At 75.8% G+C, this 25,892-nt stretch carries 23 protein-coding genes; 15 read left to right on the top strand and 8 right to left on the bottom strand.

What is annotated here, in order from left to right:
* Positions 1-116: 116 nt before the first annotated feature.
* The gene (locus ACFY2K_RS07865; protein ID WP_380522266.1) at positions 117-965 is read right to left on the bottom strand and encodes an ABC transporter permease; all 849 of its coding nucleotides are present in this window, start codon (positions 963-965) and stop codon (positions 117-119) included.
* Positions 962-1,909 (bottom strand): ATP-binding cassette domain-containing protein, encoded by a 948-nt coding sequence (locus ACFY2K_RS07860; RefSeq protein ID WP_380522268.1) that lies wholly within the window; start codon positions 1,907-1,909, stop codon positions 962-964. The genes ACFY2K_RS07865 and ACFY2K_RS07860 overlap by 4 nt, the downstream gene beginning before the upstream one ends.
* A gap of 190 nt (positions 1,910-2,099) precedes the next feature.
* On the opposite strand from ACFY2K_RS07860, the gene ACFY2K_RS07855 reads away from it, so the two are divergent.
* The 3 genes from ACFY2K_RS07855 (at position 2,100) to ACFY2K_RS07845 (ending at position 3,495) form a co-directional block, all read left to right on the top strand.
* Positions 2,100-2,588 (top strand): GNAT family N-acetyltransferase, encoded by a 489-nt coding sequence (locus tag ACFY2K_RS07855; RefSeq protein WP_387710190.1) that lies wholly within the window; start codon positions 2,100-2,102, stop codon positions 2,586-2,588.
* A 140-nt stretch (positions 2,589-2,728) separates the two neighbouring features.
* Positions 2,729-3,169 (top strand): DUF5946 family protein, encoded by a 441-nt coding sequence (locus ACFY2K_RS07850; RefSeq protein WP_380522272.1) that lies wholly within the window; start codon positions 2,729-2,731, stop codon positions 3,167-3,169.
* Positions 3,170-3,276: 107 nt separating this feature from the next.
* Positions 3,277-3,495: a hypothetical protein gene (locus ACFY2K_RS07845; protein ID WP_387710188.1), complete on the top strand. Its 219-nt coding sequence runs from the start codon at positions 3,277-3,279 to the stop codon at positions 3,493-3,495.
* A 30-nt stretch (positions 3,496-3,525) separates the two neighbouring features.
* Here the strand turns inward: ACFY2K_RS07845 and ACFY2K_RS07840 are convergent, their stop codons facing one another.
* Complete coding sequence (locus ACFY2K_RS07840) at positions 3,526-5,592, bottom strand: sensor histidine kinase (RefSeq protein WP_380522276.1); 2,067 nt, start codon at positions 5,590-5,592, stop codon at positions 3,526-3,528.
* Positions 5,593-5,770: 178 nt separating this feature from the next.
* On the bottom strand, positions 5,771-6,997 hold the full coding sequence (locus tag ACFY2K_RS07835; protein ID WP_387710186.1) for a serine hydrolase domain-containing protein: 1,227 nt from the start codon (positions 6,995-6,997) through the stop codon (positions 5,771-5,773).
* 113 nt (positions 6,998-7,110) lie between these two features.
* Here ACFY2K_RS07835 and ACFY2K_RS07830 point away from each other — a divergent pair, with 113 nt between their 5' ends.
* From ACFY2K_RS07830 to ACFY2K_RS07800, 7 genes are all read left to right on the top strand, one after another.
* The gene (locus tag ACFY2K_RS07830) at positions 7,111-8,265 is read left to right on the top strand and encodes a sensor histidine kinase (protein ID WP_380522280.1); all 1,155 of its coding nucleotides are present in this window, start codon (positions 7,111-7,113) and stop codon (positions 8,263-8,265) included.
* Positions 8,253-8,915: a LuxR C-terminal-related transcriptional regulator gene (locus tag ACFY2K_RS07825; protein WP_380522282.1), complete on the top strand. Its 663-nt coding sequence runs from the start codon at positions 8,253-8,255 to the stop codon at positions 8,913-8,915. Before ACFY2K_RS07830 ends, ACFY2K_RS07825 begins: the two co-directional genes overlap by 13 nt.
* Positions 8,916-9,072: 157 nt before the next feature.
* Positions 9,073-10,287, top strand: a complete 1,215-nt coding sequence (locus tag ACFY2K_RS07820) for an AI-2E family transporter (protein WP_380522284.1) — start codon at positions 9,073-9,075, stop codon at positions 10,285-10,287.
* A gap of 128 nt (positions 10,288-10,415) precedes the next feature.
* Positions 10,416-11,540, top strand: a complete 1,125-nt coding sequence (locus ACFY2K_RS07815) for an RCC1 domain-containing protein (protein ID WP_380522286.1) — start codon at positions 10,416-10,418, stop codon at positions 11,538-11,540.
* Between the two features lie 187 nt (positions 11,541-11,727).
* Positions 11,728-13,314, top strand: a complete 1,587-nt coding sequence (locus ACFY2K_RS07810; RefSeq protein ID WP_387710183.1) for an AMP-binding protein — start codon at positions 11,728-11,730, stop codon at positions 13,312-13,314.
* Positions 13,315-13,458: 144 nt separating this feature from the next.
* Complete coding sequence (locus tag ACFY2K_RS07805) at positions 13,459-13,944, top strand: nucleoside deaminase (protein WP_380522291.1); 486 nt, start codon at positions 13,459-13,461, stop codon at positions 13,942-13,944.
* Positions 13,945-13,982: 38 nt separating this feature from the next.
* A complete protein-coding gene (locus ACFY2K_RS07800) occupies positions 13,983-14,348 on the top strand; it encodes a DUF488 domain-containing protein (protein WP_387710181.1) in 366 nt (121 codons plus the stop codon).
* Between the two features lie 49 nt (positions 14,349-14,397).
* Here ACFY2K_RS07800 and ACFY2K_RS07795 read toward each other — a convergent pair whose 3' ends face one another.
* On the bottom strand, positions 14,398-15,213 hold the full coding sequence (locus ACFY2K_RS07795) for an alpha/beta fold hydrolase (RefSeq protein WP_380522296.1): 816 nt from the start codon (positions 15,211-15,213) through the stop codon (positions 14,398-14,400).
* A 147-nt stretch (positions 15,214-15,360) separates the two neighbouring features.
* On the opposite strand from ACFY2K_RS07795, the gene ACFY2K_RS07790 reads away from it, so the two are divergent.
* Together ACFY2K_RS07790 and ACFY2K_RS07785 are read left to right on the top strand one after the other, a co-directional pair.
* Complete coding sequence (locus ACFY2K_RS07790) at positions 15,361-17,625, top strand: alpha-N-acetylglucosaminidase (protein ID WP_387710179.1); 2,265 nt, start codon at positions 15,361-15,363, stop codon at positions 17,623-17,625.
* Positions 17,622-19,280, top strand: coding sequence for an FAD-binding oxidoreductase (locus ACFY2K_RS07785; protein ID WP_380522300.1), 1,659 nt, complete (start codon positions 17,622-17,624; stop codon positions 19,278-19,280). Before ACFY2K_RS07790 ends, ACFY2K_RS07785 begins: the two co-directional genes overlap by 4 nt.
* Here the strand turns inward: ACFY2K_RS07785 and ACFY2K_RS07780 are convergent.
* The gene (locus tag ACFY2K_RS07780) at positions 19,267-20,559 is read right to left on the bottom strand and encodes an MFS transporter (protein ID WP_387710177.1); all 1,293 of its coding nucleotides are present in this window, start codon (positions 20,557-20,559) and stop codon (positions 19,267-19,269) included. The two genes, ACFY2K_RS07785 and ACFY2K_RS07780, sit on opposite strands and share 14 nt — an antisense overlap.
* A gap of 47 nt (positions 20,560-20,606) precedes the next feature.
* The gene (locus ACFY2K_RS07775) at positions 20,607-21,677 is read right to left on the bottom strand and encodes a homoserine dehydrogenase (RefSeq protein WP_387710175.1); all 1,071 of its coding nucleotides are present in this window, start codon (positions 21,675-21,677) and stop codon (positions 20,607-20,609) included.
* A 243-nt stretch (positions 21,678-21,920) separates the two neighbouring features.
* Between ACFY2K_RS07775 and ACFY2K_RS07770 the strand changes: the two genes are divergently transcribed.
* The 3 genes from ACFY2K_RS07770 (at position 21,921) to ACFY2K_RS07760 (ending at position 25,347) form a co-directional block, all read left to right on the top strand.
* A complete protein-coding gene (locus tag ACFY2K_RS07770) occupies positions 21,921-22,151 on the top strand; it encodes a hypothetical protein (RefSeq protein WP_380400019.1) in 231 nt (76 codons plus the stop codon).
* A 294-nt stretch (positions 22,152-22,445) separates the two neighbouring features.
* Positions 22,446-24,068 (top strand): M48 family metalloprotease, encoded by a 1,623-nt coding sequence (locus ACFY2K_RS07765; protein ID WP_380644693.1) that lies wholly within the window; start codon positions 22,446-22,448, stop codon positions 24,066-24,068.
* 142 nt (positions 24,069-24,210) lie between these two features.
* A complete protein-coding gene (locus ACFY2K_RS07760; protein ID WP_387710173.1) occupies positions 24,211-25,347 on the top strand; it encodes a hypothetical protein in 1,137 nt (378 codons plus the stop codon).
* Between the two features lie 33 nt (positions 25,348-25,380).
* Here the strand turns inward: ACFY2K_RS07760 and ACFY2K_RS07755 are convergent, their stop codons facing one another.
* The gene (locus tag ACFY2K_RS07755) at positions 25,381-25,887 is read right to left on the bottom strand and encodes an FxLYD domain-containing protein (protein ID WP_387710171.1); all 507 of its coding nucleotides are present in this window, start codon (positions 25,885-25,887) and stop codon (positions 25,381-25,383) included.
* Positions 25,888-25,892: the final 5 nt, after the last annotated feature.

Raw genomic sequence — 25,892 nt, 5'->3', positions numbered from 1 at the left:
GAGGGAGCCCAATGCAGCGCATTGGCGACCGACGACAACGCGGCGAGGCGCGTGCCCCAACGCCGCCCCGCAGACGGGAGTTCGAAGACGGACCCTAGGCCGGACAGGGCCGAGGCTCAGGCGTCGCTGCGCACCAGCCGGACGGCGGCACCGGCGAGCGCCAACACCGTCCAGCCGAGGAAGACCAGCAGGCCGGCCGTCGGCGAGAGGGTGGTCGAGTCGTGGTGCAGGGCGAACATCGCCTCACCGGCGTGGCTGGGCAGGTACGGGCTGATGTGGCCCTGCCAGTCCGTGGGGAGCAGCGAGGTCAGGCCGGGGATCAGCATCAGCGAGGCGACCAGCACGGCGATGCCGCCAGCCACCGAGCGCAGCAGGGCGCCGAGGGCCACCCCGATCACGCCGACCAGGCCCAGGTAGAGCCCGGCGCCGAGCAGGCCGCGCACCACGCCGGTGTCGGAGAGGGTCATCGCCGCCCGGGTGCCGGACAGGATGCCGCTGTCGGCGGTGAAGGTGGCGAAGACCCCGACGGTGCCGAGCACCAGCGCGATCACGCCGTACACCGCCGCCTTGGACCACAGCACCGGCAGGCGGCGCGGCACGGCGGCCAGGGTGGAGCGGATCATGCCGGTCGAGTACTCGCCGGCCGCGACCAGCACGCCGAGGACGCCGAGCGCCAGCTGGGCGAAGTTGGTGCCGAACAGGGACAGGCTGAGCGCGCCGGCGTCGGCGAAGTCCCGGTCCATCGGGCGGCCGGAGGTGAGCCGCGACTTGAACTGGAAGGCCGCGATCAGGCCGAAGGCGACCAGGAACAGCAGGGCCAGGCCGAGGGTGATCCAGGTGGAGCGCAGCGACCACAGCTTGGCCCACTCGGAGCGCAGCACGCGCGCGGCCGTCACCTTGTAGGCGGGGCCGGCGGGGCGCTGCCCGGCGGGCACGGCCGTCTGGCTGGGGGCGATCGTGGTCATGCCGCGCTCCTCTGGGTGTCGACGGTGCTCTCGACGGTGGTGGTGCCGTGGTACTCGACGGCGTCCCGGGTCAGCTCCATGAAGGCCTCCTCCAGGGAGACCGTCCGCGGGGTGAGTTCGAACACGGCGATGCCGTGCTCGGCGGCGGTCAGGCCGATCTCGCGGGCCGTCCGCCCGGTGACCAGGAGCTCCTCGGAGCCGGAGCGGCCGGTGATCTCGACGTCCGGTCCGGCGAGCGCCGAGCGCAGCCGGGTCGGGTCGGCGCTGGCGACCTTGACGACGTCGCCGCCGGCCTGCTGGACGAGCTCCTGGACGGTGGTGTCGGCGAGCAGCCGGCCCCGCCCGACGATGATCAGGTGGTCGGCGACCAGCGAGACCTCGCTCATCAGGTGCGAGGAGACGAAGACGGTGCGGCCCTCGGCGGCGAGCGAGGTGAGCAGGTTGCGGATCCAGAGCACGCCCTCGGGGTCGAGCCCGTTGACCGGCTCGTCCAGCATCACCGTGGCCGGGTCGCCCAGCAGGGCGGCCGCGATGCCGAGCCGCTGGCCCATGCCGAGCGAGAACGCCCCGGCGCGCTTGCGGGCCACCGACTGGAGGCCGGTCAGCTCGATGACCTCCTCGACCCGGCGGCGCGGGATGCCGTGGGTGTGGGCCTGGGCCATCAGGTGGTTGAACGCCGAGCGGCCGGGGTGGATCGACTTGGCCTCCAGCAGCGCGCCCACCTCCTGCAGCGGAGCGGCGTGCTCGGCGTACCGGCGGCCGTTGACCCGGACCGACCCGCTGGTGGGCGCGTCCAGTCCGACGATCATCCGCATCGTGGTCGACTTCCCCGCCCCGTTGGGGCCGAGGAACCCGGTCACCGCGCCCGGCCGGACCGTGAAGTCCAGCCCGTCCACGGCGGTCTTCTCCCCGTACCGCTTCGTCAGCTGGTGCGCCTCGATCATCGCTAGCCCTTACGTTCAGGGGCCGGGCCCTCCCGGCCGCCCACGGGTTCCACGCTAGGGCCCGGCGGGGCCCGAACCGCGGCACTGCGGACTGATCATCGGACGCCGCGTAGTACCGCGGTACCACACCGTCGCCCTACCCGCGGAAAAGCGGTTTCGCCGACCGCGCCCGCTCGCCGAGGATGGCGGGATGGACGATCGGAGCGTGACCCTGCGTCGGATGACCCCGGCCGAGTACCAGGCGGCCACCGAGATCCGGGAGGCCGAGACCGTCCGGCAGCTCGCCGAGCGGATGCCGGAGGAGCTGGCCCGCGCACACACCCGTCAGGGCACCGCGAGGTTCCTCCCGGACGGCCTGGACACCGCGGGCCACCACCTGGTGGTCGCCGAGGACGGGGCGGGGCGCACCGTCGGCACCGCCTGGATCGGCCCCGACCCGCGCGCCGGGGCCGGCGTCTCCACCTCCGCCTGGCTCTACCGCCTCCGCGTCCTCCCCGAGTTCCGCCGCCAGGGCTACGGCGCGGCCGTCCTCGCCGCCGCCGAACGGCTCGCCGTGCGCCTGGGCAGCACCGACCTCGCCCTCAACGTCTTCGGCGGCAACGAGGCGGCCATCGCCCTCTACCGGCGCGGCGGCTACGGCGTCACGGCGATGTACCTGAACAAGTCCCTCCGCGAGTAGCCCGGCGGAACCTTGCCGCGGCGGCCAACTACCTTGTGGCGGGCGGCCGTCGGGGCCATCGGGGTTGTTCGAGGCCGTCGGGGCCGGCGGGTTGTCCAGGGCCCTCGGGGCCGTACACGGGACGTCAGGGGGAGGCGCGGATGGAGACCTGCGGGGAGTGCGGTGCGCGGGGGTGCCCGGAGCTGTTCCACCGGCTGCTGGCGCTGGACCACTCGCGGGCGGAGCCGTGGGGGCCGTTGCACGCGGTGTCGGTGTCCTGCTTCCTGTTGCAGCATCCGGGCCGGCTGCCCGGGGACGGCGGGGCGGGTGCCCGGGGGATGCTGCGGGCGTACCTCGACGGCGGGTTGCCGGCGGTGGAGCGGCTGGTCGGGCGGGCGCGCCGGGCGAACTCACACCGGGTGACGGGCGGGACCGCACCGGGCGGGGCGGCACATCCCGCCCAGGAGGCGCCGCGGGGCGGGTTCGCGGTGACGATCGAGCAGGTCGCGGTGGACGGGGCGTTCCCGGCCGAGGGGTTCGCGGAGCGGGTCGGGGCGTGGGCGTCGGTGACGCTCGCGGCCTGGGGTCGCGACGGAGCGTAGCCGCGGCGGGACCGGAACGGGACCGTGGCCCCATGCGCATGGGTCAGCCCGGGCGGTGCCATGGAGGGGCGGGTCGACCGGCCTGCGGAACCCTCCCGGAGGACACCATGAACGCCAGATCGGTCAACCCGGTGGCCGTCGCCGCCGGAGCTGCCGGAGTCGTCGTCCTCGCGGCCGTGGTCGTCCGCGCCGCCCGGTGCTGCAGGGCCCGGGCGGAGGGCGAGGCGGCCGGGGAGGAGAAGCGCAGGGGCCACGCCCACGGCCCCGGTCATGGTCACGGCCACGGCCACGGCCACAAGCCGTGCCCGAACCCGCCGAACTGCTGACCCCGGTCCGGGCGCGCCCGGCGGCTCCCGTCAGCCCGCCGGGTTGCGCGGCAGCACCGCGTGCACCCGGGTGCCCTGGCCGAGGCCCGCGACGGGGTGGACGGTGCAGCTGCCGCCGATCTCCGCCGCCCGGTCGCTCATCGAGCGCAGCCCCACCCCCGGGTGGCCCGCGTCGCCGCGGCCGGGGCCCTGCCCGTCGTCCTCGACGGTGAGTTCCAGCCGCCCCGGGTCGACCAGGACGGTCACCCTGGCGCTGGTCGCCCGGGCGTGGCGCAGCACGTTGTTGAGCGCCTCGGCGGTGATCCGGTAGACGGCGACCTCGACCGCGGCGGGCAGCTCGGGCAGCGGGTCGGGCGCGAGCAGCGCGGTGACGGTGAGCTCGTCGCCGCTGAAGGTGTCGGCGAGGCGGCGCAGCGCGCGGCTCAGCCCGTAGTCGCCGAGCGCGGTGGGCCCGAGCCGGTCGGTGATCCGGCGGACCTCACGGACGGCCGTGGCGAGGTCGTCGGCGACGTCCTCCAGGGCGGCGGCGAAGCGGGCCGGGTCGTCCACGGCGGCCGCGCCCTGGAGGCGCAGCCGCAGCCCGGCCAGCATCGGGCCGAGCCCGTCGTGGATGTCGCGGCGCAGCTGACGGCGTTCCTCCTCCCGGGCGGCGACGATCTGCTCACGGCTGGCCCGCAGGTCCTCCATCAGCTGGAGCGAGGCCACGGCGGGCGCGGCCTGGTCGGCGAGGGAGCGCAGGATGTCGCGGTCGCTGTCGTCGAGCGTGCGCTGGCCCGGACGCGGGGAGACGGTGAGCCGGCCGATCTCGCTGCCGCGGTGGACCAGGGCGAAGCGTTCGCCGTCCTCGGGGTACTCCCCCACGGCGGCGAGCCGGCGTTCACCGCCGCGGGTCGAGACGGTCAGGTCCACTCCGGGCAGCCGCAGTTCGTCGCCGACCGTGGCGCACAGCACGGCGGGCACGTCCTGCGGGTCGACGGTCTGGCTGACCCGCCCGGCGAGGCTGCGCAGCACCTGGTACGGCTGGGCGCGGGCGCCGTAGTACCAGCGGTCGACGATGCCGGAGGCCCAGCGCACGCCCCTGGGCAGGCCGCCGGCGAGCAGGAGGACCAGGGCGACCACGCACAGGGCGCCGAAGCCCCGGCCGGGCAGCAGCATGGTGGACAGCAGCCCGGCCAGCAGCACGAAGACGACCGCCAGCCCGGCGGCGACCAGCAGTCCGACCAGGATCCGGCGGGCCGAGCGGTCCAGCCGCCAGGAGCCGTCCCGCACCACCACGACGGCGAGGGTCAGGGTCCACAGCGCGGAGGCGGCCGCGTAGGCGGCGTAGGAGGCGGTGCTCTGGCCGTTGAAGTAGTAGCCGGCCTCGGCGCCGGCCCAGAGCAGGTAGACGGCGATCGCGACCAGCACGTGCTGCCGGCGGCGCCGGGGCACCCGGCGGGCGCGGGCCAGCGGGACGAGCACCACCAGGGCGGTCAGGGCGACCCACACGACCAGTTGGGTGATGTGCAGGGTGCCGTTGAAGTGCCGCAGCCAGTCGGCGACGGTGCTGTCGGCGAGCGGGTTGGGGCGGCCGAACACGGTCGGTTGGTAGACGTAGTAGCTCGCCTGGGGCAGCATCCACAGGCCCACCGCGCCGACCGCGAGCCACCAGCGGCGGTCGGTCAGCCGGCCGTACGGGAGCCAGAGCGGCAGCGCCTGCCAGATCGTGCCGCTGACGGTGTAGCCGACCGACTTGAGCACGACCACAGCGCCGACGTAGCGCGGGTCGCCCACCTGCGTCCAGACCGGGGTCTCGGCGGCGAGCGGCAGGATCAGCGCGCCCCCGTACGCCAGCAGCACCCAGCCGAGCTCCAGACCGGGGCGGTGGGCGTGCAGCAGCACCCCGCCCGCGACGGCGGCGAGGCCGAAGCCGAGCACCGCCAGGTGCCGGGTCGGCTCGGCGATCCCCGGCGTACCCAGGTGGCCCAGCACGTAGCCGGCCCACAGGCCGCCCGCCGCCAGGCAGACGAGCGCGCACAGCCCCGCCGTCGCGAGCTGCCGCTCCGCCCGCCCGGGCCGGGGCCGCCACCGGACGCTCCCCGCGCTCTCCGCACCCATGACCGACCTCTCTTCGCCCACGACCGGCCGCATGGCAGCAGTCTCGTCCACCCGGTGTCCCGGGCGCATGGGGCAGCGGCCCCGCGGGTGACGGACTGCGGGCGGCCGGCGGCCCAGCGTCACGAAAGCGTCGGGGCCGTCGGCCTCGGTCCGGTCGACGGCCCCGACGGGTGGCGGCTCAGCGGCGGCGGTGGTCGGTGTCCGGGGCGCCGCAGAGGGCGTCGTCGACCAGCCGGCTCTCCGCCTGCTCGATCCGGCGGACGTCGTCCGGGGTGTCGGCGCGGACGCCCGAGAGCGAGAGCGTGACGCTGCGCCGGCCGTCGGCGGTGACCCCGGTCGCCGTGATCCAGCCGGCGTCGCCGCCCTCGTGGCCCCAGGACACCCCGCCGCAGGTCAGCGGGCGGGAGAAGAGTCCCAGTCCGTCCCGGGCCCCCGGCATGAGCGCCTGGAACTCCTCGCCGACCGGAACGGTCTGCAGCATCCGGGCGAGCTGGGCGGGCGGCAGCAGTCGGCCGCCCAGCAGGGCCCGGAGGAAGCGGTCGAGGTCGGCGGTGGTGGAGACCAGCCCGGCCTCCCCGTTGATGCCCAGGCCGACCTGCTCGGTGACGTCGACGGGCGGCTCGCCGGGCCGGAAGCTCTGGTACGTCCGGGCGTGCGGCCGGGGCAGCGTGGGGGACGTCCCGGGCCGGAAGGTGTGGGTGAGGCCGAGCGGCCGGACGATCCGGTCCCGTACCTCCTGGTACCAGGCCTGCCCGCCGACCCGCTCGATGATCATGCCGAGCAGGACGTAACCGGTGTTGCTGTAGCGCAAGTCGGCGCCGGGCCGGAAGTCCGGCGGGTGGCGCAGCGCCCGGTCGACGCTCTGCTCGGGCGTGGAGCCGTCGTAGCGGTGCCGGCGGAAGTCGTCGGCCGAGCTGTAGTCCGGGTAGTCGTCGTGGAGGCCGCTGGTGTGCTGGAGCAGGTGGCGGACGGTGATCGCGCCGCCGTCGTTCCCGTTCCCGGACACCACGCCGGGCAGCCACCGCTCGACCGGGTCGTCCAGGGAGAGCCGGTGCTCGCCGACGAGTTGGAGGACGACGGTGGCCACGAAGGCCTTGGTGACGCTGGCGATCCGGAAGTGGCCGTCCGGCGACACCGGCTGTCCGGTCGTCACGTCGGCGACGCCGCCGGTGGCGGTCACCGTCCGGCCGTCGGCGGTGACCAGCCGGGCCTGCACGCCCGTCACGCCGAGGGCGGTGAGCGCGGCCGCGTCCCGCCGGAGCAGGCTCCGGTCGTCGTACGGCCGGGCCGCCGCGGCGGCGGGCACGGTCGTGGCGAGGGCGCCGGCCAGGACGGCGGCCGACACCAGGGTCCGCCGTACGGAACGGCCGCGCCGTCCTGCGGCGCCAATCGGTGATTTCTTCATGGGAGTTGACGCTAGGTCCGACCGCCGCGCCCGGTCGGTACCCCGAGCCGGTCGGAAAACAGGGTAGTGGGCTGTAGTGCCGGGCCGGTTCGCCGTGATCCAGACTTGGGCGGATGAACCTCCCTGCGGCCGAAAGGCTTTCGGCGACCTGGCGCGCCCTGAGCTACCTGCTGGGCAGCCTGCTCGCCGCCGCGCTCGCCGTGCTCGTGCTGCCCGTCCTCCTCGTCCCGGCTGCGGCGCGCGCGTGGGCCGGCCGCCAGCGCCGCCGCGCCGACGGACTGCTGGGCGCACCCGCCTCCGGCCCCGTCCGGGCCGGCACCGCGCGCCTCCTCGGGTGGCTCGGCGCCTGGCTCCTGAGCGGCCTGGCGTTCGGGCTGGTCGCGGTGGTGTGCGCGGGCAACACCCTGACCACGGCCGTCACGGTGCCCCTGTGGTGGGCGCTGCCCGCCGGCACCCGGGCGGGCGGCTTCGCCGCCGGTGCCCCGCTGACCGGGTGGGGCCCGGCGCTGACCCTGGGGACGGCGCAGCTGCTGGCCTTCGCCGCGCTGACCGTCTGGCTGGTCCCCCGGCTGGCCCGCCTGCACGCCCGGACCTGTGTGGCCCTGCTGGCGCCGTCGGCCTCCGAGGAGCTGGCGCAGCGGGTGGAGACGCTGACCGAGACCCGGGCCGGGGCGCTCACCGCGCACGGCGCGGAGCTCCGCCGGATCGAACGCGACCTGCACGACGGCACCCAGGCCCGGCTGGTGGCCATCGCGATGCGGCTGGGCGTGGCCCGGGAACTCCTGGACGAGGACCCCGGGACGGTCGCCACCCTGCTGGCGCAGGCCCACCGGACCACCGAGGAGGCCATGGTGGAGCTCCGCGCGGTGATCCGGACGATCTACCCGCCGATCCTGGCCGACCGCGGCCTCACCGGGGCACTGTCCGCCCTCGCGGCCGACGCGGCCCTCGACACCACCCTCGACGTCGGCAGCCTCGGCACCCTCCCCGCCGCGGTCGAGGCCGTCGCGTACTTCACGGTCGCCGAGGCGCTCACCAACGCCGCCAAGCACAGCGGCGCCACCCGGACGGCGGTACGGGTCGCCCGCACCGGTGACCGGCTGTCGATCGAGGTCACCGACGACGGGAGCGGCGGCGCCGACGAGCGGCTGGGCACCGGCCTCGCCGGGATCCGCCAGCGCGTCCTGGCGCTCGACGGCACCCTCGACCTCCGGAGCCCGGCCGGCGGCCCGACCACGATCACGGTGGGTGTGCCGTGCGGGTCGTGATCGCCGAGGACAACGTCCTGCTCTCCAGCGGGCTGGAACTCCTGCTCACCGCCAAGGGCTTCCGCGTCGCCGCGATCGTCCAGGACGCCCCGGGCTTCCTCGCCGCCGTCGCCGAGCACCGGCCCGACGTCGCCGTCGTCGACGTCCGGCTGCCGCCCGGCTTCCGCGACGAGGGCATCCACGCCGCCATCCGGGCCCGCCGGGAGCAGCCCGGCCTGCCCGTGCTCGTCCTCTCCCAGTACGTCGAGCAGCAGTACGCCGGGGAACTGCTCTCCGACGGGCGCGGCGGCATCGGCTACCTGCTCAAGGACCGGGTGAGCCGGGTCAGCGAGTTCACCGACGCGCTGCGCCGGGTCGCCGCCGGGGACACCGTGATGGACCCGGACGTGATCGGACAGCTCCTCACCCGGCACGCCCAGGACCCGACGGCCGCCCTGACCCCGCGCGAACGCGAGGTCCTCGCGCTGATGGCCGAGGGGCAGGACAACACCACGATCGCGACCCGGCTCGTCATCACCGACAACGCCGTCCACAAGCACATCGGCAACATCTTCGCCAAGCTCGGCCTCTCACCCGCCGACAGCGGCCACCGCCGGGTCCTCGCCGTCCTCACCTACCTCAGCCGGCGGAGGGCCGTCGGGCACCCCTGACGCCCTCCGGCACCGGTCCGGAAGCCCGCCGAGGTGTGCGGGTCCGGGGGCCGGGGAGACGCTGGGAGCAGGCCGAGGACGGAGGAGGCGAGCCCCATGAGCGACTCGCGCACGACCCACGGGCCGGAACCGCACGGGACCCCCGGCTGAGCCCGCCGTGGGACGCCCCGAACACCGCCCCGACCACCGCCCGGAACCTCGCCCGGCGCGGCGCCCCCGGCCGCTCGGCAGCCGCCCGCCCCGGGTGCCGGTGCGGCCGGCACGGCCCGCGGCGCCCGTCGAGCACGTGCCGGCCGGGCTGCGCACCGCTGCCGGGTACGTCTGGCGGCTGGGACTGCTCGGAGTGGCCGCCTACCTGGCCGTCGGGGTGCTCGGCGAGCTGGAGGTGCCGGTCATCGCGCTGTTCGTGGCGCTGGTGATCACCTCGGTGCTGCGCCCGCTGGTCGACCTGCTGGCCCGGACGCTGCCCCGGTCACTGGCCGTGCTGGTGGCGTTCCTGTGCGCGCTCGTGGTCGTCGGCGGGGTGCTGGCGCTGGTCGGGACGAACGTCGCCGACGAGTGGAACCGGATCGGCGACGAGCTGCGCGGCGGCCTCGGCCGGATCGACCACTGGCTCACCGGCGCCCCCTTCCACCTGCGCCCGGGGACGGTCACCGACCTGCGGGCGAAGGTCGGCGCGTTCGTCTCGGCGCACCGCTCGGCGCTGCTGACCACCGCCCTCAGCGGCGCGAGCCGGGCCGTCGAGCTGGTCACCGGGCTGGCCCTCGCGGTGTTCTGCTCGGTGTTCTTCCTGCACTCCGGCGACCGGATGTGGAGCTGGGCGCAGCGCCAGCTGCCGGCCCGGGCGCGTCCCGTCTGGGGCCGGGCCGGGCAGGCCGCCTGGCGCACCTTCGCCGGGTACACCCGCGGGGTGCTGATCGTGTCGGCGGTCAACGCGGCACTGGTCGGCCTCGCGCTGGCGCTCCTGCGGGTGCCGCTGGTGCTGCCGCTGATGGTGGTGGAGTTCGTCGCGGCGCTGGTGCCGCTGATCGGCTCCCCGATCGCGCTGGCGATCGCCGCGCTGGTCGCCCTGGCCGCGCGGGGGCCGGTGGTCGCGCTGCTGGTACTGGCGCTGATCGTGGTGATCGGCCAGATCGAGGGCCATCTGCTGCACCCGCTGGTGCTGGGCTGGTCGGTGCGGATCCACCCGGTGGCGATCGCGCTGTCGGTGATCGGCGGCGCGGTGCTGGCCGGGGTACTGGGCGCGGTGGTCGCCGTACCGGTGGTGTCGGTGGCCTGGGCAGTACTTACCGAGCTGCGCGACCACGGACCGCCGGCGGCGCGGGGGCGTGCCGGGCCAGGGGGCAACGGTCCAGGCATCTCGAAGCACTGAAATCCGGGCAATCGGCAGAAGACCGCCCGTTCGAGTGAAGATCGAACTTCGAAACCCCGTCCCGCCCGGCTGTCACCGAGGATGCGACCGCAGGTGTCCACCGACAGCACACCCATGAGGAGAACGACGTGGCGGAGAAGCGACTCAAGGCCTGGGGCAACAACCGCTCCGGCCAGCTCGGCGACGGAACCTGGACGGACTTCCGCACCACCGCCACCACCGTGCTGGGCCTGACCAGCGCCGAGGTGGTGAGGATCGCCGCCGGTGGCACCGGCCCGACCAACGGCCACGGCCTGGCGCTGCTGACCGACCGTACGGTCCAGTCCTGGGGCTCCAACGACTCCGGCCAGCTGGGAGACGGCTCGGTGTTCAGCCACAACGCGCCCGGCCAGGTGGTCAACCTCTCCAACGCCACCGACATCGCCGCGGGCGGCTCGCACAGCCTCGCCCTACTGGCCGACCGGACCGTGGTGGCCTGGGGGAAGAACAACTACGGCCAGCTGGGCAACGGCACCAACACCGACAGCAGCGTGCCCGTGCGGGTCGAGGGCCTCAACAAGGTGATCGCGATCGCGGGCGGCCTCAACCACAGCCTCGCACTGCGCGAGGACGGCACCGTCTGGGCCTGGGGCTACAACATCAACGGCCAGCTGGGCGACGGCACTTCGGCCAGCCGCAACGTCCCGTCCCCGGTCAGCGACCTGACTGGTGTCACCCTGATCGCCGCCGGGGCCAACCACAACCTGGCCCTGATCGGCCCGCCGAGCGGCGGCACGAAGCCCACCAGCGGCAACGCGGTCAAGGCCTGGGGCTACAACGCCACCGGACAGCTCGGCGACAACAGCACCGTCAACCGCTACACCCCGGTCGACACCCAGGGCATCTGGCTCGGCGGGGTCTCCCGCATCGCCGCCGGTGGCAACCACAGCCTGGCCGTCACCGACAGCGACAACAAGCTCAAGGCCTGGGGCCAGAACACCTCCGGCCAGATCGGCGACGGCACCACCGACTACCGGATCACCCCCGTCCCCGTCCCCGGCCTGACCGGCGTCCAACTCGTCGACGGCGGCCGTGAGCACACCATCGTCCTGCTCGGCGACAACACCGTGCGCTCCTGGGGCGCCAACGGCTCCGGCCAGCTGGCCAACGGCACCACCACGGAGAGCTCCACCCCGGTGACCTCGCTCACCGCACTGACCGGCGTGGACAAGATCGCCGCCGCGGTCGGCGGCGACTTCAGCGTCGCCAACTGACCCGCGTCCGGCCTCGGCGCCCAACGCCGAGGCCGGGCCGCCCGATCAGCGCACCCAGCACACCCCCGGCGGCCGGTAGAACCGCCCGGGCCTGGGTAGTTGATGGAGGACGGACAACCATCCGTGCACAAGGCGCCCCGCCTCCGGGGCGTCCCCTGCGTCCGAACTCACAAGGAGACCAGCAGCGATGAGCACCCCCGAGGTACGCCCGGCCGACCCCGCCGGCGACGGCGGTGACCACGAGTTCCGCAACTACGTGGAGATCGTCCTCGACGGACTGTCGGACGAACCGGGGCAGGAGGTGCTGGTCAGCGGCGAACGCCGACTCGGGGCCGCGGAGTTCCGCTCCCTCGTCTACCGGCTCGCCCGCGCCCTGCGCGAGCGGGGCGTGGAGCGCGGCCGCACGGTGACCCTGCTGTGCGGGAACATCCCGGAGACCGTCGCGGTCCGCTACGCGGTCAACCTCCTGGGTGCGCACTTCAACCACCTGTACATCCGGCTGGGCACCGACGTCCAGGCCCGGATCATGGCCGACGTCGAGACCTACGCCTTCATCGTCGACCCCCGCCTCGCGGAGCGCGGCGCGGCCCTCGCCGCGGCCGTGCCGGTCAAGCACGTCCTCGTCCTCGGCGAGAACGACGAGGCGGCGCCGGAGCTGGGCGAGGACCTCCTCACGCTGGCCGCGGGCCGGTCGGACGCGCCGCTGGCCAGTGCCGCCCGGCCGGAGGACCTGTGCTTCATCCGCCACTCCGGCGGCACCACCGGCCACCCCAAGGGCATCCGCAGCAGCTTCGCCCGCATGCAGGGCAACTGGCTCGCCGCGCTGATCACCGGGGAGCGGCGGCGGGACCTGGTGTGCACGCCGCTGTCACACGCGGCCGGCTTCATCGCCGACGGCACCCTCGCCACCGGCGGCACCGTCGTCCTCCACTACGCCTTCGACCCCGGCGAGGTGCTGGCCACCCTCGCCCGCGAACGCATCACCGACGTCTTCCTGCTGCCCCCGCTGCTCTACCAGGTGCTGGACCACCCCGACGCGGCGGCCACCGACATCTCCGCCCTCCGCCAGATCACCTACGGGGGCACGCCCTCCTCGCCGGTGCGCATGGCCGAGGCGGTCCGCCGCTTCGGCCGGGTCTTCCAGCAGGCCTACGGCCAGTTCGAGGCCGGGATCGTCAGCGTGCTGCCCGCCGACGAGCACGACCCCTACCGCCTCGACCTGCTGCGCACGGCCGGCCGTCCGGTCGACGGCGTCGAGGTGGAGATCCGCGACGAGGCCGGCGAGGCGCTCCCGGTCGGCGAGGTCGGGGAGATCTGCGTCCGGTCCGAGAACGCGATGGAGGGCTACTGGAAGAACCCGGAGCTCACCGCCGAGGTGCTGCGGGACGGCTGGGTGCACACCGGCGACCTCGGCCGGCTCGACGAGCACGGCTACCTCGCCGTCGTCGACCGGATCAAGGACATGATCGCCGTCGTCGGCGGCCACGTGTACACCACCGAGCTGGAGGACTTCCTGCACACCCACCCGGGCGTGCGGCAGTGCGCCGTCTACGGGGTACGCGGCGAGGGCGGCCACGAACGCATCCACGTCACCGTGGTGCCCGTCCCCGGGGTGGCGGTCACGGCGCGGGAGCTGCGGGCCGCGGTGCTCGACGGCCGCGGCGAGATGTACGTGCCCGACGTCGTCGACTTCACGGACGCGCTGCCCCTCACCGACACCGGCAAGCCGGACAAGAAGGAGCTCCGGAGCCGGGCCACGCCCGCGGCCTCGTAGCCGCCCGTGACCGCCGGTGCCGGGGCGGCCCGGCACCGGCGGGGTGAGACTGGTCGGGGGACGGAGGCGAGCGGCTACGGCGTCGCCCGCCCGGCGGCATAGGTTTGTCCTCCGTCCCCGTCCGCACCGCCCGAGGAGACCCCCATGGCCGACCAGTCCCCCGACCACTCCCCCGAGCACCTGCTCGCCGCCATCGAGCTCGCCGCCTCCGCCCGGGCGCACGGCAACCACCCCTTCGGCGCGCTGCTCACCGGCCCCGACGGGAAGGTCCTGCTCACCGCCGAGAACACCGTCCTGACCGACCACGACGTGACCGCCCACGCCGAGATCAACCTGGTCCGGCAGGCCTCCCGCACCCTGGCCCCGCACCAGCTCGCCGACGCCGTGCTCTACTCCAGCACCGAGCCGTGCGCGATGTGCGCCGGGGCGATCCACTGGAGCGGCATCCGCCGGGTCGTCTACGCGCTCGCCGCGACCGAACTGAACGCGATCGCGGGCGTGGACCCGGACGAGCCGGTGCTCGACCTGCCGTGCCGCGCGGTCTTCGCGGCCGGCGGCAGCACGGTGGAGGCGTCGGGGCCGTTCCTCTTCGAGGAGGCCTCCGCGGTGCACGTCGGCTACTGGGGGTAGCGGCGGCCACGCCCCCCACCCACCCGGGAGGACCGGACATGACCGCACGGATCGCCTACCGGCGGATCTACGAGGAACCCTCGCCGCAGGACGGCCGGCGGGTCCTGGTGGACCGGATCTGGCCGCGCGGCATGACGAAGGCGGACGCCCGCCTGGACGAGTGGCTGCGCGACGTCGCCCCCTCGACGGAACTGCGCACCTGGTACGGCCACGACCCGGAGCGCTTCGCCGAGTTCCGCCGCCGCTACCTCGCCGAGCTGCGCGACGCCGGGCACCGGGAGGCCGCCGGCCACCTGCGGGAACTCGCCGCCCAGGACGCGCTCACCCTGCTGACCGCCACCAGGGACGTCGACCACAGCCAGGCCGCCGTACTGGCCGGATGGCTGGCGGAGTCCGGGCCCTGAGCTGCGCCCTGACCCGCGCTCTGACCCGCGCCCTGCCGCGCGCCCCCGGTCAGCGGTGCGCCTCGATGAAGCCGCTCACCGTCCGCACGTACTCGGCCGGGTGGGTGACGTGCGGGGTGTGGCCGGCCCCGGTCAGGGCCCGGACCTGCGCCCGGGGCAGCGCCCGCGCCAGCCGGGCGACGATCGCGGGGAACCAGGGCGGGCTCTCGGTGCCCACGGTGAGCAGGGACGGGCCCGGGTACGCGGACAGCCCGGCGAGGTCGAGCAGCGGCCAGCCCGGGTCCTGCTGTTCGTCGAGGAAGGTGGGGGCGTTGGTGAGGAGGGTGTCCCGGACCTCCAGCGGCAGCCGCTCCCACGTCCCCGGCCCGAAGGCGACCTCGTCCACGAACTGCCGCGCGCCCTCGCGGGTCTCGCCCGCGCGCAGGTGCGCCAGCACGGAGTCGATCCGCCGCTCCACCGCCCGCATCACGGGCAGCAGGTCCGGCTCCGGGGGCACGATCGCCATCAGCGGCGGCTCGTGGGCGATGAGCGTACGGAACAGCTCGGGGCGGCGGACGGCCAGGCCCAGGGCCGTCGAGGCGCCGAAGGAGTTGCCCGCGATGTGCGCCGGCGCCAGGTCGAGGGCCTGCACGAGGGCGGCGAGGTCGTCCTCGTCCTCCGTCCGGGAGCCGGGCCCGGGCGGGCGTTCGCTCCGGCTGTGCCCGCGCCGGTCGTAGACCAGGACGCGGTAGCGCTCGGCCAGGGGCGGCCGGACGAGGTCCCAGTGGGTGTGGTCGGCCCAGGAGCCGTGCACCAGGACGAGCGGATCGCCCACGCCCGTCAGCTCGTAGTGGAGGTCGACGCCGTTCACCCGGACCTTCGGCATGGTCCCGCTCCTCACCACTGGGATCCGCCCCCCGCTCCATTCAGTCATCGCGCCGCACCGACGGCAACCAGGTGGCCACGGCTCATCCGGGTGAGGGCCCGCGAGCCGGGGGCGGCGGGCGGGTGCGCGGGTGCGACCGTCGGTCGCATGCCCGTACTGCTCCCCCTGCTCCTGGTGTGCGCCGCCGTCGCGTCGGCGGTCGGACCGGCCCCGGACGCCGCCCCGGCGGCCTTCGACACCGCGCCCGCGCGGGCCGCGCTCGGGCGGCTGCTGCCCGGGCGTGCCGCCCAGTTCGAGCTGACGGCCGGGGCCCGGCCGGCCGACGGCGCCGACGCCTTCACCGTGTCCGGCACGGCGGGCGCGATCCGGGTGCGGGGCACCTCCCCGGCCACCCTGCTGGCGGGCGTCGGCTGGTACCTGCGCACCGTCGCCCACGCCGACATCGGCCTACCGGGCGACAGCACCGCGACGCTCCCGCCGGTGCTGCCGCCGGTGCCCGCCGCCCACACCGGCTCCGCCGTCGTCCCGCACCGCTACGCGCTCAACGACACCGACGCCGGCTACTCCGGGGCCTACCGCGGCTTCGCCGAGTACCAGCACGAGATCGACGTGCTCGCGCTGCACGGCTTCGACGAGGTGCTGGTCACCGTCGGCGCCGAGCAGCCCTACCACCGGGCGCTCCAGCGGTTCGGCTACTCCTCGGCCGAGCTGCGCGCCTGGATCCCGGCGCCCGCGCACCAGCCCTGGTGGCTGCTGCAGAACATGTCCGGCTTCGGCGGCCCGGTCTCCGAGCACCTGGTCGCCGCCCGTACCGCCGTCGGCCGCCGGGTCTGCGAGCAGCTGCGGGCGCTCGGCATGACCCCGGTCCTGCCCGGCTACTTCGGCACCGTCCCGGCCGACTTCGCCGCGCGCAACCCCGGCGCCGCCGTCGTGCCCCAGGGCACCTGGACGGCCTTCGCCCGGGACTCCTGGCTCGACCCGACCGACCCGCTGTTCGCCCGCGTCGCCGAGGCCTACTACACCGCCCAGCGCGAGGTGTTCGGCGACAGCGCGATGTACAAGATGGACCCCCTGCACGAGGGCGGCACCGCGGGCGGCGTCGACGTCCCCGCCGCGGCCGGCGCGATCCAGCGCGCGCTGCTGACCGCCCACCCCGGCGCGGTCTGGGCCGTCCTCGGCTGGGAGCACAATCCGACGGCCGCGCTGCTCGCCGGGGTGGACCGCCGCCGGATGCTGATCGTCGACGGCCTCTCCGACCGCTACGACGGCCTGGACCGCGAGGGCGACTGGAACGGCACCCCGTACGCCTTCGGCACCATCCCCAACTTCGGCGGCAAGACCACCTTCGGCGCCAACACCGGCGTCTGGACCGGCCGCTTCCACCGGTGGCGCACCGCGCCCGGCAGCGCGCTGAGCGGCATCGCCTTCATGCCCGAGGGCACCGGCAGCGACCCGGCGGCGCTCGCGCTCTTCGCCGACCTCGCCTGGTCGCCCGCCGAGATCGACCGGGCCGCCTGGTTCACCGCGTACGCGACCGCCCGCTACGGCGGCGCCGACACCGGTGCGGCGGCGGCCTGGGCACAGCTGCGCGACGGCCCGTACGGCATGCCGTCCGACGGGTGGAGCGAGCCGCAGGACGGGCTGTTCACCGCGCGCCCCTCGCTGACCGCCGCCACCTCCGGGTCCTGGTCGCCGCCGAGGACGCGCTTCGACCCGGCCACGGTGCGCGCGGCCCTGGACGGCCTGCTGCGGGCCGCACCGGAGCGGCGCGGCACCGACGCCTACCGCTTCGACCTGGTCAACCTCGCCCGGCAGGCCCTCGCCGACGAGAGCCGCCGCCTGCTGCCGCTGATCGAACGGGCCTACACAGGAGGGGACTTGGGGGCGTTCCGCTCGCTGGTGGGCCGGTGGACCGCCGCCGAGGCCGAGCTGGAACGGGTGACGGCGACGGACTCCCGCTTCCTGGTCGGCAGTTGGCTCGCCCGGGTGCCGGACTGGGCCGCGGCCCCCGCCGAACGGGACCGGCTCCGGTACGACGCCCGCTCGCTCCTCACCACCTGGGGCGGCACCCGCGCCGAGTCGGAGGACGGCGGCCTGCACGACTACGCCGCCCGCGAGTGGTCCGGCCTCGTCTCGGGCCTCTACGCGAAGCGCTGGGCGGCCTACTTCGCCTCCCTGGACGACGCCCTGACCCAGCACACCCGGCCGGTGCCGGTCGACTTCTTCGCCCTGGACGACGCCTGGGCGCACTCCACCGCCCCTGATCCGACCACCCCGGTCGGCGACCCGGTCGAGGCGGCGGCCGCCGTCGCCGCGAACCACCCTATGGTTGGCCCAAGTCGGCCCCCGGCCCCGGCACCTGCGGGTACCGTGCGGGCACGGGCCACGGCCGGGAGCGAGGGGCGGGAATGAGCGGGAGCGAAGCGGCACCGAACCCCCCGGCCGGGCCGGACCGGCCGGAGAGACGGCGGGTGCTGCGGCTCGCCGCCGCGCCCCTGGCCGCGTCGCTGGCGACGGCGCTCGGTGCCTGCGGCGGGCCGGCCGCCGGACCGTCCCCGGACCCGTCGGCCTCCACCGGGTCGCCGACGCCCCGGCCGAGCAGCGCGAGCCCCACCCCGGCCGGCCCGGCCGACTGGGCCGCGCTCGCCAAGGACCTCGGCGGCGCCGTCATCGGCCCGCAGGACGCCCGCTACCAGGACGCGAGCCGGCTCTACCAGCCGCAGTTCGACGACCTCCACCCCGCCGGGATCGTCTACCCGGCCTCCGCCCAGGACGTCGCCACCTGCCTGGCCTTCGCCCGCCGCCACGCCGTCCCGGTCGCGGTGCGCAGCGGCGGCCACAGCTACGCGGGCTGGTCCTCGGGCAGCGGGATGGTGCTGGACGTCGGCGCGATGGCGGGGGTCAGCGGTTCGGGCGGCCCGGCGACGGGCGGCTCGGCGACGGTCGGGGCGGGCGCGCGGCTGATCGACGTGTACGCCGGGCTGGCGGCCGACGGCGTGACCGTCCCGGCCGGTTCCTGCCCGAGCGTCGGCGTGGCCGGGCTGGCCCTGGGCGGCGGCATCGGCGTCACCTGCCGGGCGTACGGGCTGACCTGCGACAACCTGACCGGCGCAGAGGTCGTGACGGCGGACGGCCGGATCCGGCAGGTGGCGGCGGGCGCCGACGCCGACCTGTTCTGGGCGCTGCGCGGCGGTGGCGGCGGCAACTTCGGCGTGGTCACCTCCTTCACCTTCCGCACCCACCCGGCGGTGAGCTGCGCGTACGGCTTCCTCTCCTGGCCGTGGTCGGCCGCCGGGTCGGTGGTCGCGGCCTGGCAGGCCTGGGTGGCCGGCGCACCGGACGAGCTCTGGGCCAACCTCCACCTGGACACCTGGCCGGACGGCAGGCTGCGCCTCACCAGCACCGTCAACCTGCTCGGTTCGCAGGGTGAACTCGCCGACCTGGTCGACCGCTTGGCCGTCGCGCCGGCCACCGCCTCGCTGCACACCGCGCCGTTCCTGGACACCATGAAGGAGATGGGCGGGGTGGCCGGCTGGTCGGAGGCCGCCGCCCACCTGCCGGGCAGTCTGCCGGGCCGGAACCCCGACGGCCGGCTGACCAGGGTGTCGTACGCGGCCCGGTCCGACTTCTACACCCGGCCGATCGGCGCGGCCGGGATCGCGGCCCTGGTGGCCGCCGTGGACCGGTACGCGCGGACGACGCCGCAGGGCGGCAGCGCCTCGGTCGCCTTCGACGCGCTGGGCGGCGCCGTCGGCCGGGTGGCCCCCGGGGACACCGCCTTCGTCCACCGCGGCGCCCTGTTCGCGGCCCAGTACATCGCCAACTACCCGTCTCCCGGCGCCGGTTCGGGGCCCGGGGTGGAGCAGTCCCAGGCCTGGCTGGAGGACGTCTGGAGCGCCATGCGCCCGTACGCGAGCGGCGAGGCGTACCAGAACTACCCCGACCCGCGGCTGACCGACTGGGCGCAGGCGTACTACGGCGGCAACCTCGACCGGCTGCGGCGGGTCAAGCGCGCCTACGACCCGGACGGCCTCTTCACCTTCCCCCAGGCCGTCACCCCGGCGTGATCCGGCCGCGCCCCGGGCGGACCGTGGCGAGCAGCACCAGGGCGGCGGCCTGGACGGCGGCCACGGTGACGACCAGCGCCGGGACGGACACCGCGGAGAGCGCGCCGGTGAGCGCCCCGCCGGCCAGCGTGGCGAGGCCGACCACGGCGGCGAACACCCCGTAGGCGGTCGCCCGGCGCGGCGCGGGGACGAGGTCGGCGACCACCGCCCGCAGGGTCGACTCCTGGACACCCAGCGCGGCACCCCACAACAGCGCGCCGGCCGCGGCGGGCGCCACCGCGTCGGCGAAGCCCAGCGGGGGCACGGCCGCGGCCAGCACGGGCAGCGCCACCAGGGTGCGCGGGCCGATCCGGTCGTACAGCCAGCCGGTGACCAGGCTCGCCAGCGCGCCGGCGAGCATCGTCCCGGCGTACAGCACCGGTACGGCGGAGGCGGTGAGCAGGTGGTGCCGGACGAGGTGGAAGGAGAGCACGCCGTAGGTGGTGAAGCCGGTCATGGTCGCCGCGGTGAACGCCGCGTACGCCCAGAAGGCGCGGGGCAGCGGTGGGCGGACGGGCGCCGGGGACGGGGCTGAGGCTGAGGTTTGGGCCGGAGCCTGGGTCACCGGGGGTCGGGCGGGCCGCGCCGACTCGTAGCGGGACGGGTCGGGCACCCGGGAGCGCAGCCACCACAGCAGGCCGAGGGCCGCCACGCCCGGGGCGGCCAGCACGCCGAGCGCGGGCCCGTAGCCGCCGGTGGCCGCGAGCACGGCGGCCACGGTGAGCGGGCCGATCACCGCGCCGACCTGGTCGAGGGCCTCGTGGACGGCGAAGCCCCGGCCCCGGCCGGTGGCGGCGGTGGCGTGCGAGAGCAGGGTGTCCTTGGCCGGTGAGCGGACCGCCTTGCCGACCCGCTCGGCGATCACCAGGGTGCAGGCCGCCCCCAGCGAGCCCGCCACGCCGAGCAGCGGCACGGCGGCGACGGTGAGCGCGTAGCCGCCGATCGCCAGCGCCCAGAACCGGCCGGTGCGGTCGGCGAGCGGCCCGGACAGCAGGCGCGGGACCAGCGCCGCCGCCTCCCCCGCGCCGGTCACCACGCCGACCAGCGTCGCCGAGGCACCGAGCGAGGCCAGCAGCGGGCCGGTGACGGAACGGGCGCCCTCGTAGACGAAGTCAGCGAGCAGGCTGACGATGCCGAACCACACCACGAACCGCCACGGCCGCATGCCCGCGCCGTCGTCGTAGCCGCTCCTGTCGCTGGCCTGTTCGGCCGCCCGCCGGGCCGCTGGATCGGTACCCACAACGCCTCCACGATCGCCACGAGGACCGGCGCAGGGCTCCGCGCGGCTCAGCCGAAGCCGTGCCCGCGGGGCGCCGTGACGTCAAGAGTGTCCCGCAGCATCGCGAGCGCCGCGCCGAGCGGGCTGGACCGGCCGCCGCTCACCGTGATGTCCCCGGCCTCGGGGCAGCCGTAGACGACCGCCTTCTCCGGGCCGGTCAGCGCGTACAGCGGGTCGCCCGGCGCGGTCGGCTCCAGGCGGACCTCGACCACCAGCGGGCGGTCCGCGCTCGCACTCGCCACCGCCCGCAGCTGGCGCCCCTCGGCGGCCGCGGCCAGCGCCGCCGCGCCCGTCCCGGCGTCCACCGCCACCGCGTCGACGCGCACGGCCGACGGGTCCCAGCCCCACAGCAGGGCCGCGAGCAGCCGCACCTTGGTGGCGGCGTCGGCGCCCGAGAGGTCGGCCGAGGGATCGGCCTCGGCGATGCCGAGCCGCTGGGCCTCGCCGACCGCCCGGTCGAGGGAGTCGCCCGCGGCCAGGCGGTCGAGCACGAAGGTGGCCGTCCCGTTGGGGCAGGCCCGGACCGTCCGGCAGCCGAGGCCCCGCACCCCCGTGCGCGCCAGGTCGGCCGTCGGGAGGGCGGCTCCGGTGGCCCCGGAGATCCTGATCAGGCTGCCGCCGGCCCGGGCGGCCGCGCCGAGTTCACGCCAGTGGCCGAGCAGGTGGCTCTTGGTGGCGGTGACGACGTGGACACCGCGGCCGAGCGCCAGGACGGCCTCATCGGCGGCCTGTTGCCGCAGCTGCGGGGAGGACGGCAGCGCCTGGACCAGCACCCGCGCACCGGTCCGGTCGAGGGTCCGCGCCAACGGGCCCGGCGGAGCCCACTCGGCCCGGGGCGGGACCGGGCCGCCGTCCCGCAACTCCACCTCCGCCGACCCGACCCGGACGGCCGCCAGCCTCGGCCGGACGCCGTGGTCGCGGGCGAGCCCGTCCGCGTGCGTCAGCAACCGCTCGGCGAAGGCGCGGCCGACCGGGCCGAAGCCCGAGAGGACGACCGCCGGGTCGTCGTCCGAACGCACGACCGCCGGGTCGTCGCCCGGCGCGGCCGGGGGCACGGGCCCGGCAACTGGTGAGGACATCCGGGCAGGATACCCCCGGGGCCGTCGGGCACTCGGCGCCCTGCCCGGCCGGGCCGGCGCGCGGCCGCGCCCGCCGTCCGGGTGGCGCCGACTCTCGGCTTCGGCACCGGCGGTGAGCATCCGTCCGCCGCCCGCTCCGGACCGGGAACCGGAGGCGGACCAGGTGGAACCATCCCACCGGGTCCGGCCCGGTGGCCGAGCAGGGTGTCCCGGGGTTGCATGGGGTGACCGAGCCCCGAGACCGTGGAGGTCACCGTGTACGAGATGTGGGCCGAGCACGACCCGGCGGTGTCGCCGCCCGCCGTGGTGTGGCACGTGGTCGCGAAGGACGACGCGTCGGCATCGCTGTGCGGGCGGTTCCTGGAGCCGTCCCAGCGCGTACTGCCGCCCGGCGACGGCTCGCCGGTGCCGGACCGGTACTGCGACCCCTGCCTGGTGACCGTCCGTGAGGCGATCGCGGCCGGCGGGCGCTGACGGCCGGAGCGGCGCGCCGGGCGGGGCCTGGGGCCCGAGGACGGTGGTCGGCGGCCGAGGCGCAGGGTCGGCGGCGGCCGAATGCCGTCAAGCCCGCACGAATCGGAACCCGTGACGAACCCGCAGGTCGGAGCGGTGATCCGGAGCCGCTGACCCCGGTGCGCGGGCCGTCCGGGGACCGCTACCATCTCCACTCGTCGCACACCCGTTCACCATGCAACAACCGCGCGCCGCTCATGTCGTCGCGCCCAGGGGGAGGACCATCGCATGGGCGCGCCCCAGCGTTCTGCTGCCATGAGCACGTCAACAAGAGCCGCCACCGCCGTGGCCCTGCTCATCGGCTTCTACCTGCTCGCCCTCGGCATCGTCGCGGGCCTGATCGCCCTCGACGTCGCCCTGTACCAGGCCTCCGGCCAGTTCCGCCCGGGGCTGGTCAAGCTCTGGGCGCTGAGCGCCGCCGTCGCCTACCCCGTCGTCCGGGTGGTGTTCCTGACCCGGCGTCGCAAGGACGACGGCGAACTGCCCGGCGTGCTCCTCACCCGCGAGCGGCAGCCCGAGATCTGGGCGATGGTCGACCGGATCTCCGAGCGCACCGGCGTCCGCGGCCCGGCCGAGATCCGCCTCGTGCCCGAGGTCAACGCGGGCGTCATGGAGGAGAGCAGGCTGCTCGGCCTCGTCCCCGGCAAGCGCCACCTGGTGATCGGCGCCCCGCTGCTGATCGGCCTCACCGAGGGCGAGCTGGAGTCCGTGCTGGCGCACGAGTTCGGCCACTACAGCAACCGGGACGTCCGGCTCGCCGCCGTCACCGTCGCCGGCCGCCGCGCGGTCCTGCACACCATCGGCGGACTGCACCACCGCGCCGACCAGCACCAGGCCCAGGAGGCCGTCAAGCTCGCCGCCAAGGCAGAGAAGCGGCTGGCCAAGGGCCGCAAGCCCTCCGCGGAACAGGCCGGCGGCGGCGTGGACCGAGTGCTCGCCAAGCTGTTCACCGGCTACGCCAAGCTCTACTTCCGGGTCTCCGAGGCGGTCGGCCGCCGCCAGGAGTACGCGGCCGACCAGGTCGCCGCCCAGCTCGCGGGCCGGGACGCCACCGCCGCCGCCCTGCGCCGGATCCCGGCGCTGGAGGCCGCCCAGAACTTCTACCTCAACCGCTACGCCACCATCGGCTGGGACGCCGGACTGCTCCCGCCGCCCGGCCAGGTCTACGGCGGCCTCCAGCACCTGCTGAGCGACCCGAAGCGCCGCGCCGAACTCGCCGAGCACGCCCTCGAACTGCCCGAGGAGCAGCCCGACCCGTACGACTCCCACCCGCCGATCCACCTGCGGGTCGCCGCGATCGAGGCGCTGCCCGACGACGGCCGCGGCCCCGGCGCCGCCGGCCCCGCCCTGGCGCTGCTGCACGACTCGGAGCGGGTGCTCGCCGAGCTGGAGGTCGTCTCGCTCGTCCCGGAGGCCTCCGGCAAGCACCGGGCCGACTGGCCCGAGCTGGTCCGCACGGCCATGCTGGCGCGCGCCCGCGAGGCCGCCGAGGACGCCCGCCGGGCGCTCACCGGGCTGGGCCTGCCGCCCACCGCCCACGGGCTGCTCGACGGTATCGACGCCGGGCGTGCCTGGGAGTTCACCGACCGGCTGCCCAAGAGCGAGCAGGCCGCCGCGGCCACCGGCCGGGCCGCCCGGGAGTTCGCCCGACCGGCGCTGCGCGAGGAACTGGCGCACGCCACCGTCGTCGCCCTGGCCGAGGCCGGGCTCGCCGGCTGGGAGCTCTCCTGGGGCGGGCCGGCCGAACTCCGGCTGCCGGACGGCTTCGCGGACGGTTTCGACGCGGCCCTGGACGCCGCCTGCGCGGACGACCCAGACACCGCCCCGCTGCGGGCGCTGCTCGCGGGGGCCGGGCTGCCGACCGCCGCCGCTGTCTGATCGGTGTGATCGGTCGGATCGGTCACACCGATCCGACCGGTCGTCGCCGCACCCGCCCACGCCCGGACTGGTCCGCACCAGTCCACGCCCGGACTCGTCCGCACCAGTCAACGCCCACACCGCACCACCGGAGGAACACCCTTTGCTCGGCATCATCGTGCTGTCCGTCGTCGGCCTCGCCCTGCTGTTCCCGGTCGTCATGACCCGGCTGGCCAAGCGCAAGCTGGCCCAGCTCGAACGGGCCAAGGCCACCATCGCCCAACACGAAGCACGACAGGCGGAGGAGGCCCGGGCGAAGAACACCATCGTCCCGGCCGACCACGGGCTGCTGCTCGGCAGCGAACTGCTCCTGGACGACCGGCCCGAGGACGAGGAGGCCGCCGTCCTCGCCGCCGCCAAGGCCGGCGACTGGCGGACCGCCGCCACCTACCTCGCCGCCGACGCCACCGCCGACGTCCGCTGGCGGCGGCAGCGCCAACTGGCCGAGCTGGCCGCCGAGGACGACGCCTGGCTGCGCGCCTGGCGCGCCGAGCGGCCGCAGGACCCGGCCGCCGCACTGCTGCACGCGGACGCCCTGGTCTACCTGGCCTGGAACATCCGCAGCAGCGCCCGCGCGACCGACGTCAGCCGCGAGCAGTTCGCGGGCTTCCACCGCGTCCTGGCCGAGGCCGGGGAGGCCGCCGTCGCGGCCGCCGCGCTCGCCCCCGAGGACGACCCCAACCCGTGGGTCGCGCAGATCCCCATCGCCATGGGCCTCGGCTGGTCCAACGACCGCTTCCGGCAGCTGTGGGCCGAGTTGGTCGCGCGCGACCCGCGGCACTGGGCGGCGCACACCCGGGCGCTGCAGTACTGGTGCGCCAAGTGGCGCGGCAGCCACGAGCTGATGCACGGGTTCATCGACGGGGCGATCGCCGCCGCCCCGGCCGGCAGCCTGCTCGCCCCGATCAAGCTGGAGGCCTACTTCGAGCAGTTCGCCAAGGACGGCGAGAAGCTCACCGCCTGGCAGCGCCCCGAGGTCGGTGCCGCCCTGGACGCCGCGCTCGCCGACCTCGCGGCGGCCGACCCCGGCCACCCCCGGATCCGGTACGCCCACGGCTGGCTCGCGTACGCGCTGACCCGGGCCGGGCGGCCGACCGAGGCGCTGGCCCAGTTCCAGGCGCTGGGCCGGTACATCCCGCAGCCGTTCACCAACTTCAACGACCCTCGGCAGTCGTTCATCGACCTGCGGGTCGCCGCCGTCCAGGGCGCGGTCGCGGCGGCGGAGCAGCAGCCGGCCTGACCGGGCGCTCCCGCCGGGGTCAGGGGGGCGGGGTCAGGGGGCCGGGAACCGGGTGACGCTGGTGACCCGGCAGCTGACCTTGTCCTTCACCGCGGTCGCCCCGCGCGCCTTGAGCGAGGCGCTCTGACCCGCGGCCAGGTTGTCGGTCGCGGCGGGGGCCTCCGCCACCCGGGTGCCGGAGGCGTCCACGAACTCCACCTGGACGAGGTAGTTCGACGACTTGTCGGTGTGGTTGGTGACCTTGAGGGCCGCCGACGGCCAGTGGATCGCGCCGTCCACCTCGCACGCCGAGATCTCGACGTCCTTGGTCGCGTCACCGCCGGCCCCGGCCGGGGCGGCGGTCGGGGCGGCGGTCGGAGCGGCGGTCGGAGCGGCGGTCGTCGGCGCCGACTGGGTACCACCCGGTGCCGGACCGGCCACCGTCGTGGCCGGGACGGGGGCACCCGTACTCGTGGTCGTGGTGACCGGAGTCGGGTCGCAGGCGGCGACGCCGAGGACGGCGGTGGCGGCGGCGAGCAGGGCGAGGGCGGTGCGTCGCATGGTCC

It is taken from the genome of Kitasatospora sp. NPDC001309 (genome assembly GCF_042896295.1).
Lineage (GTDB): Bacteria > Actinomycetota > Actinomycetes > Streptomycetales > Streptomycetaceae > Kitasatospora.
Note: the sequence above shows the minus strand (reverse complement) of the source record. Positions and strands in the feature narration are given on the sequence as shown.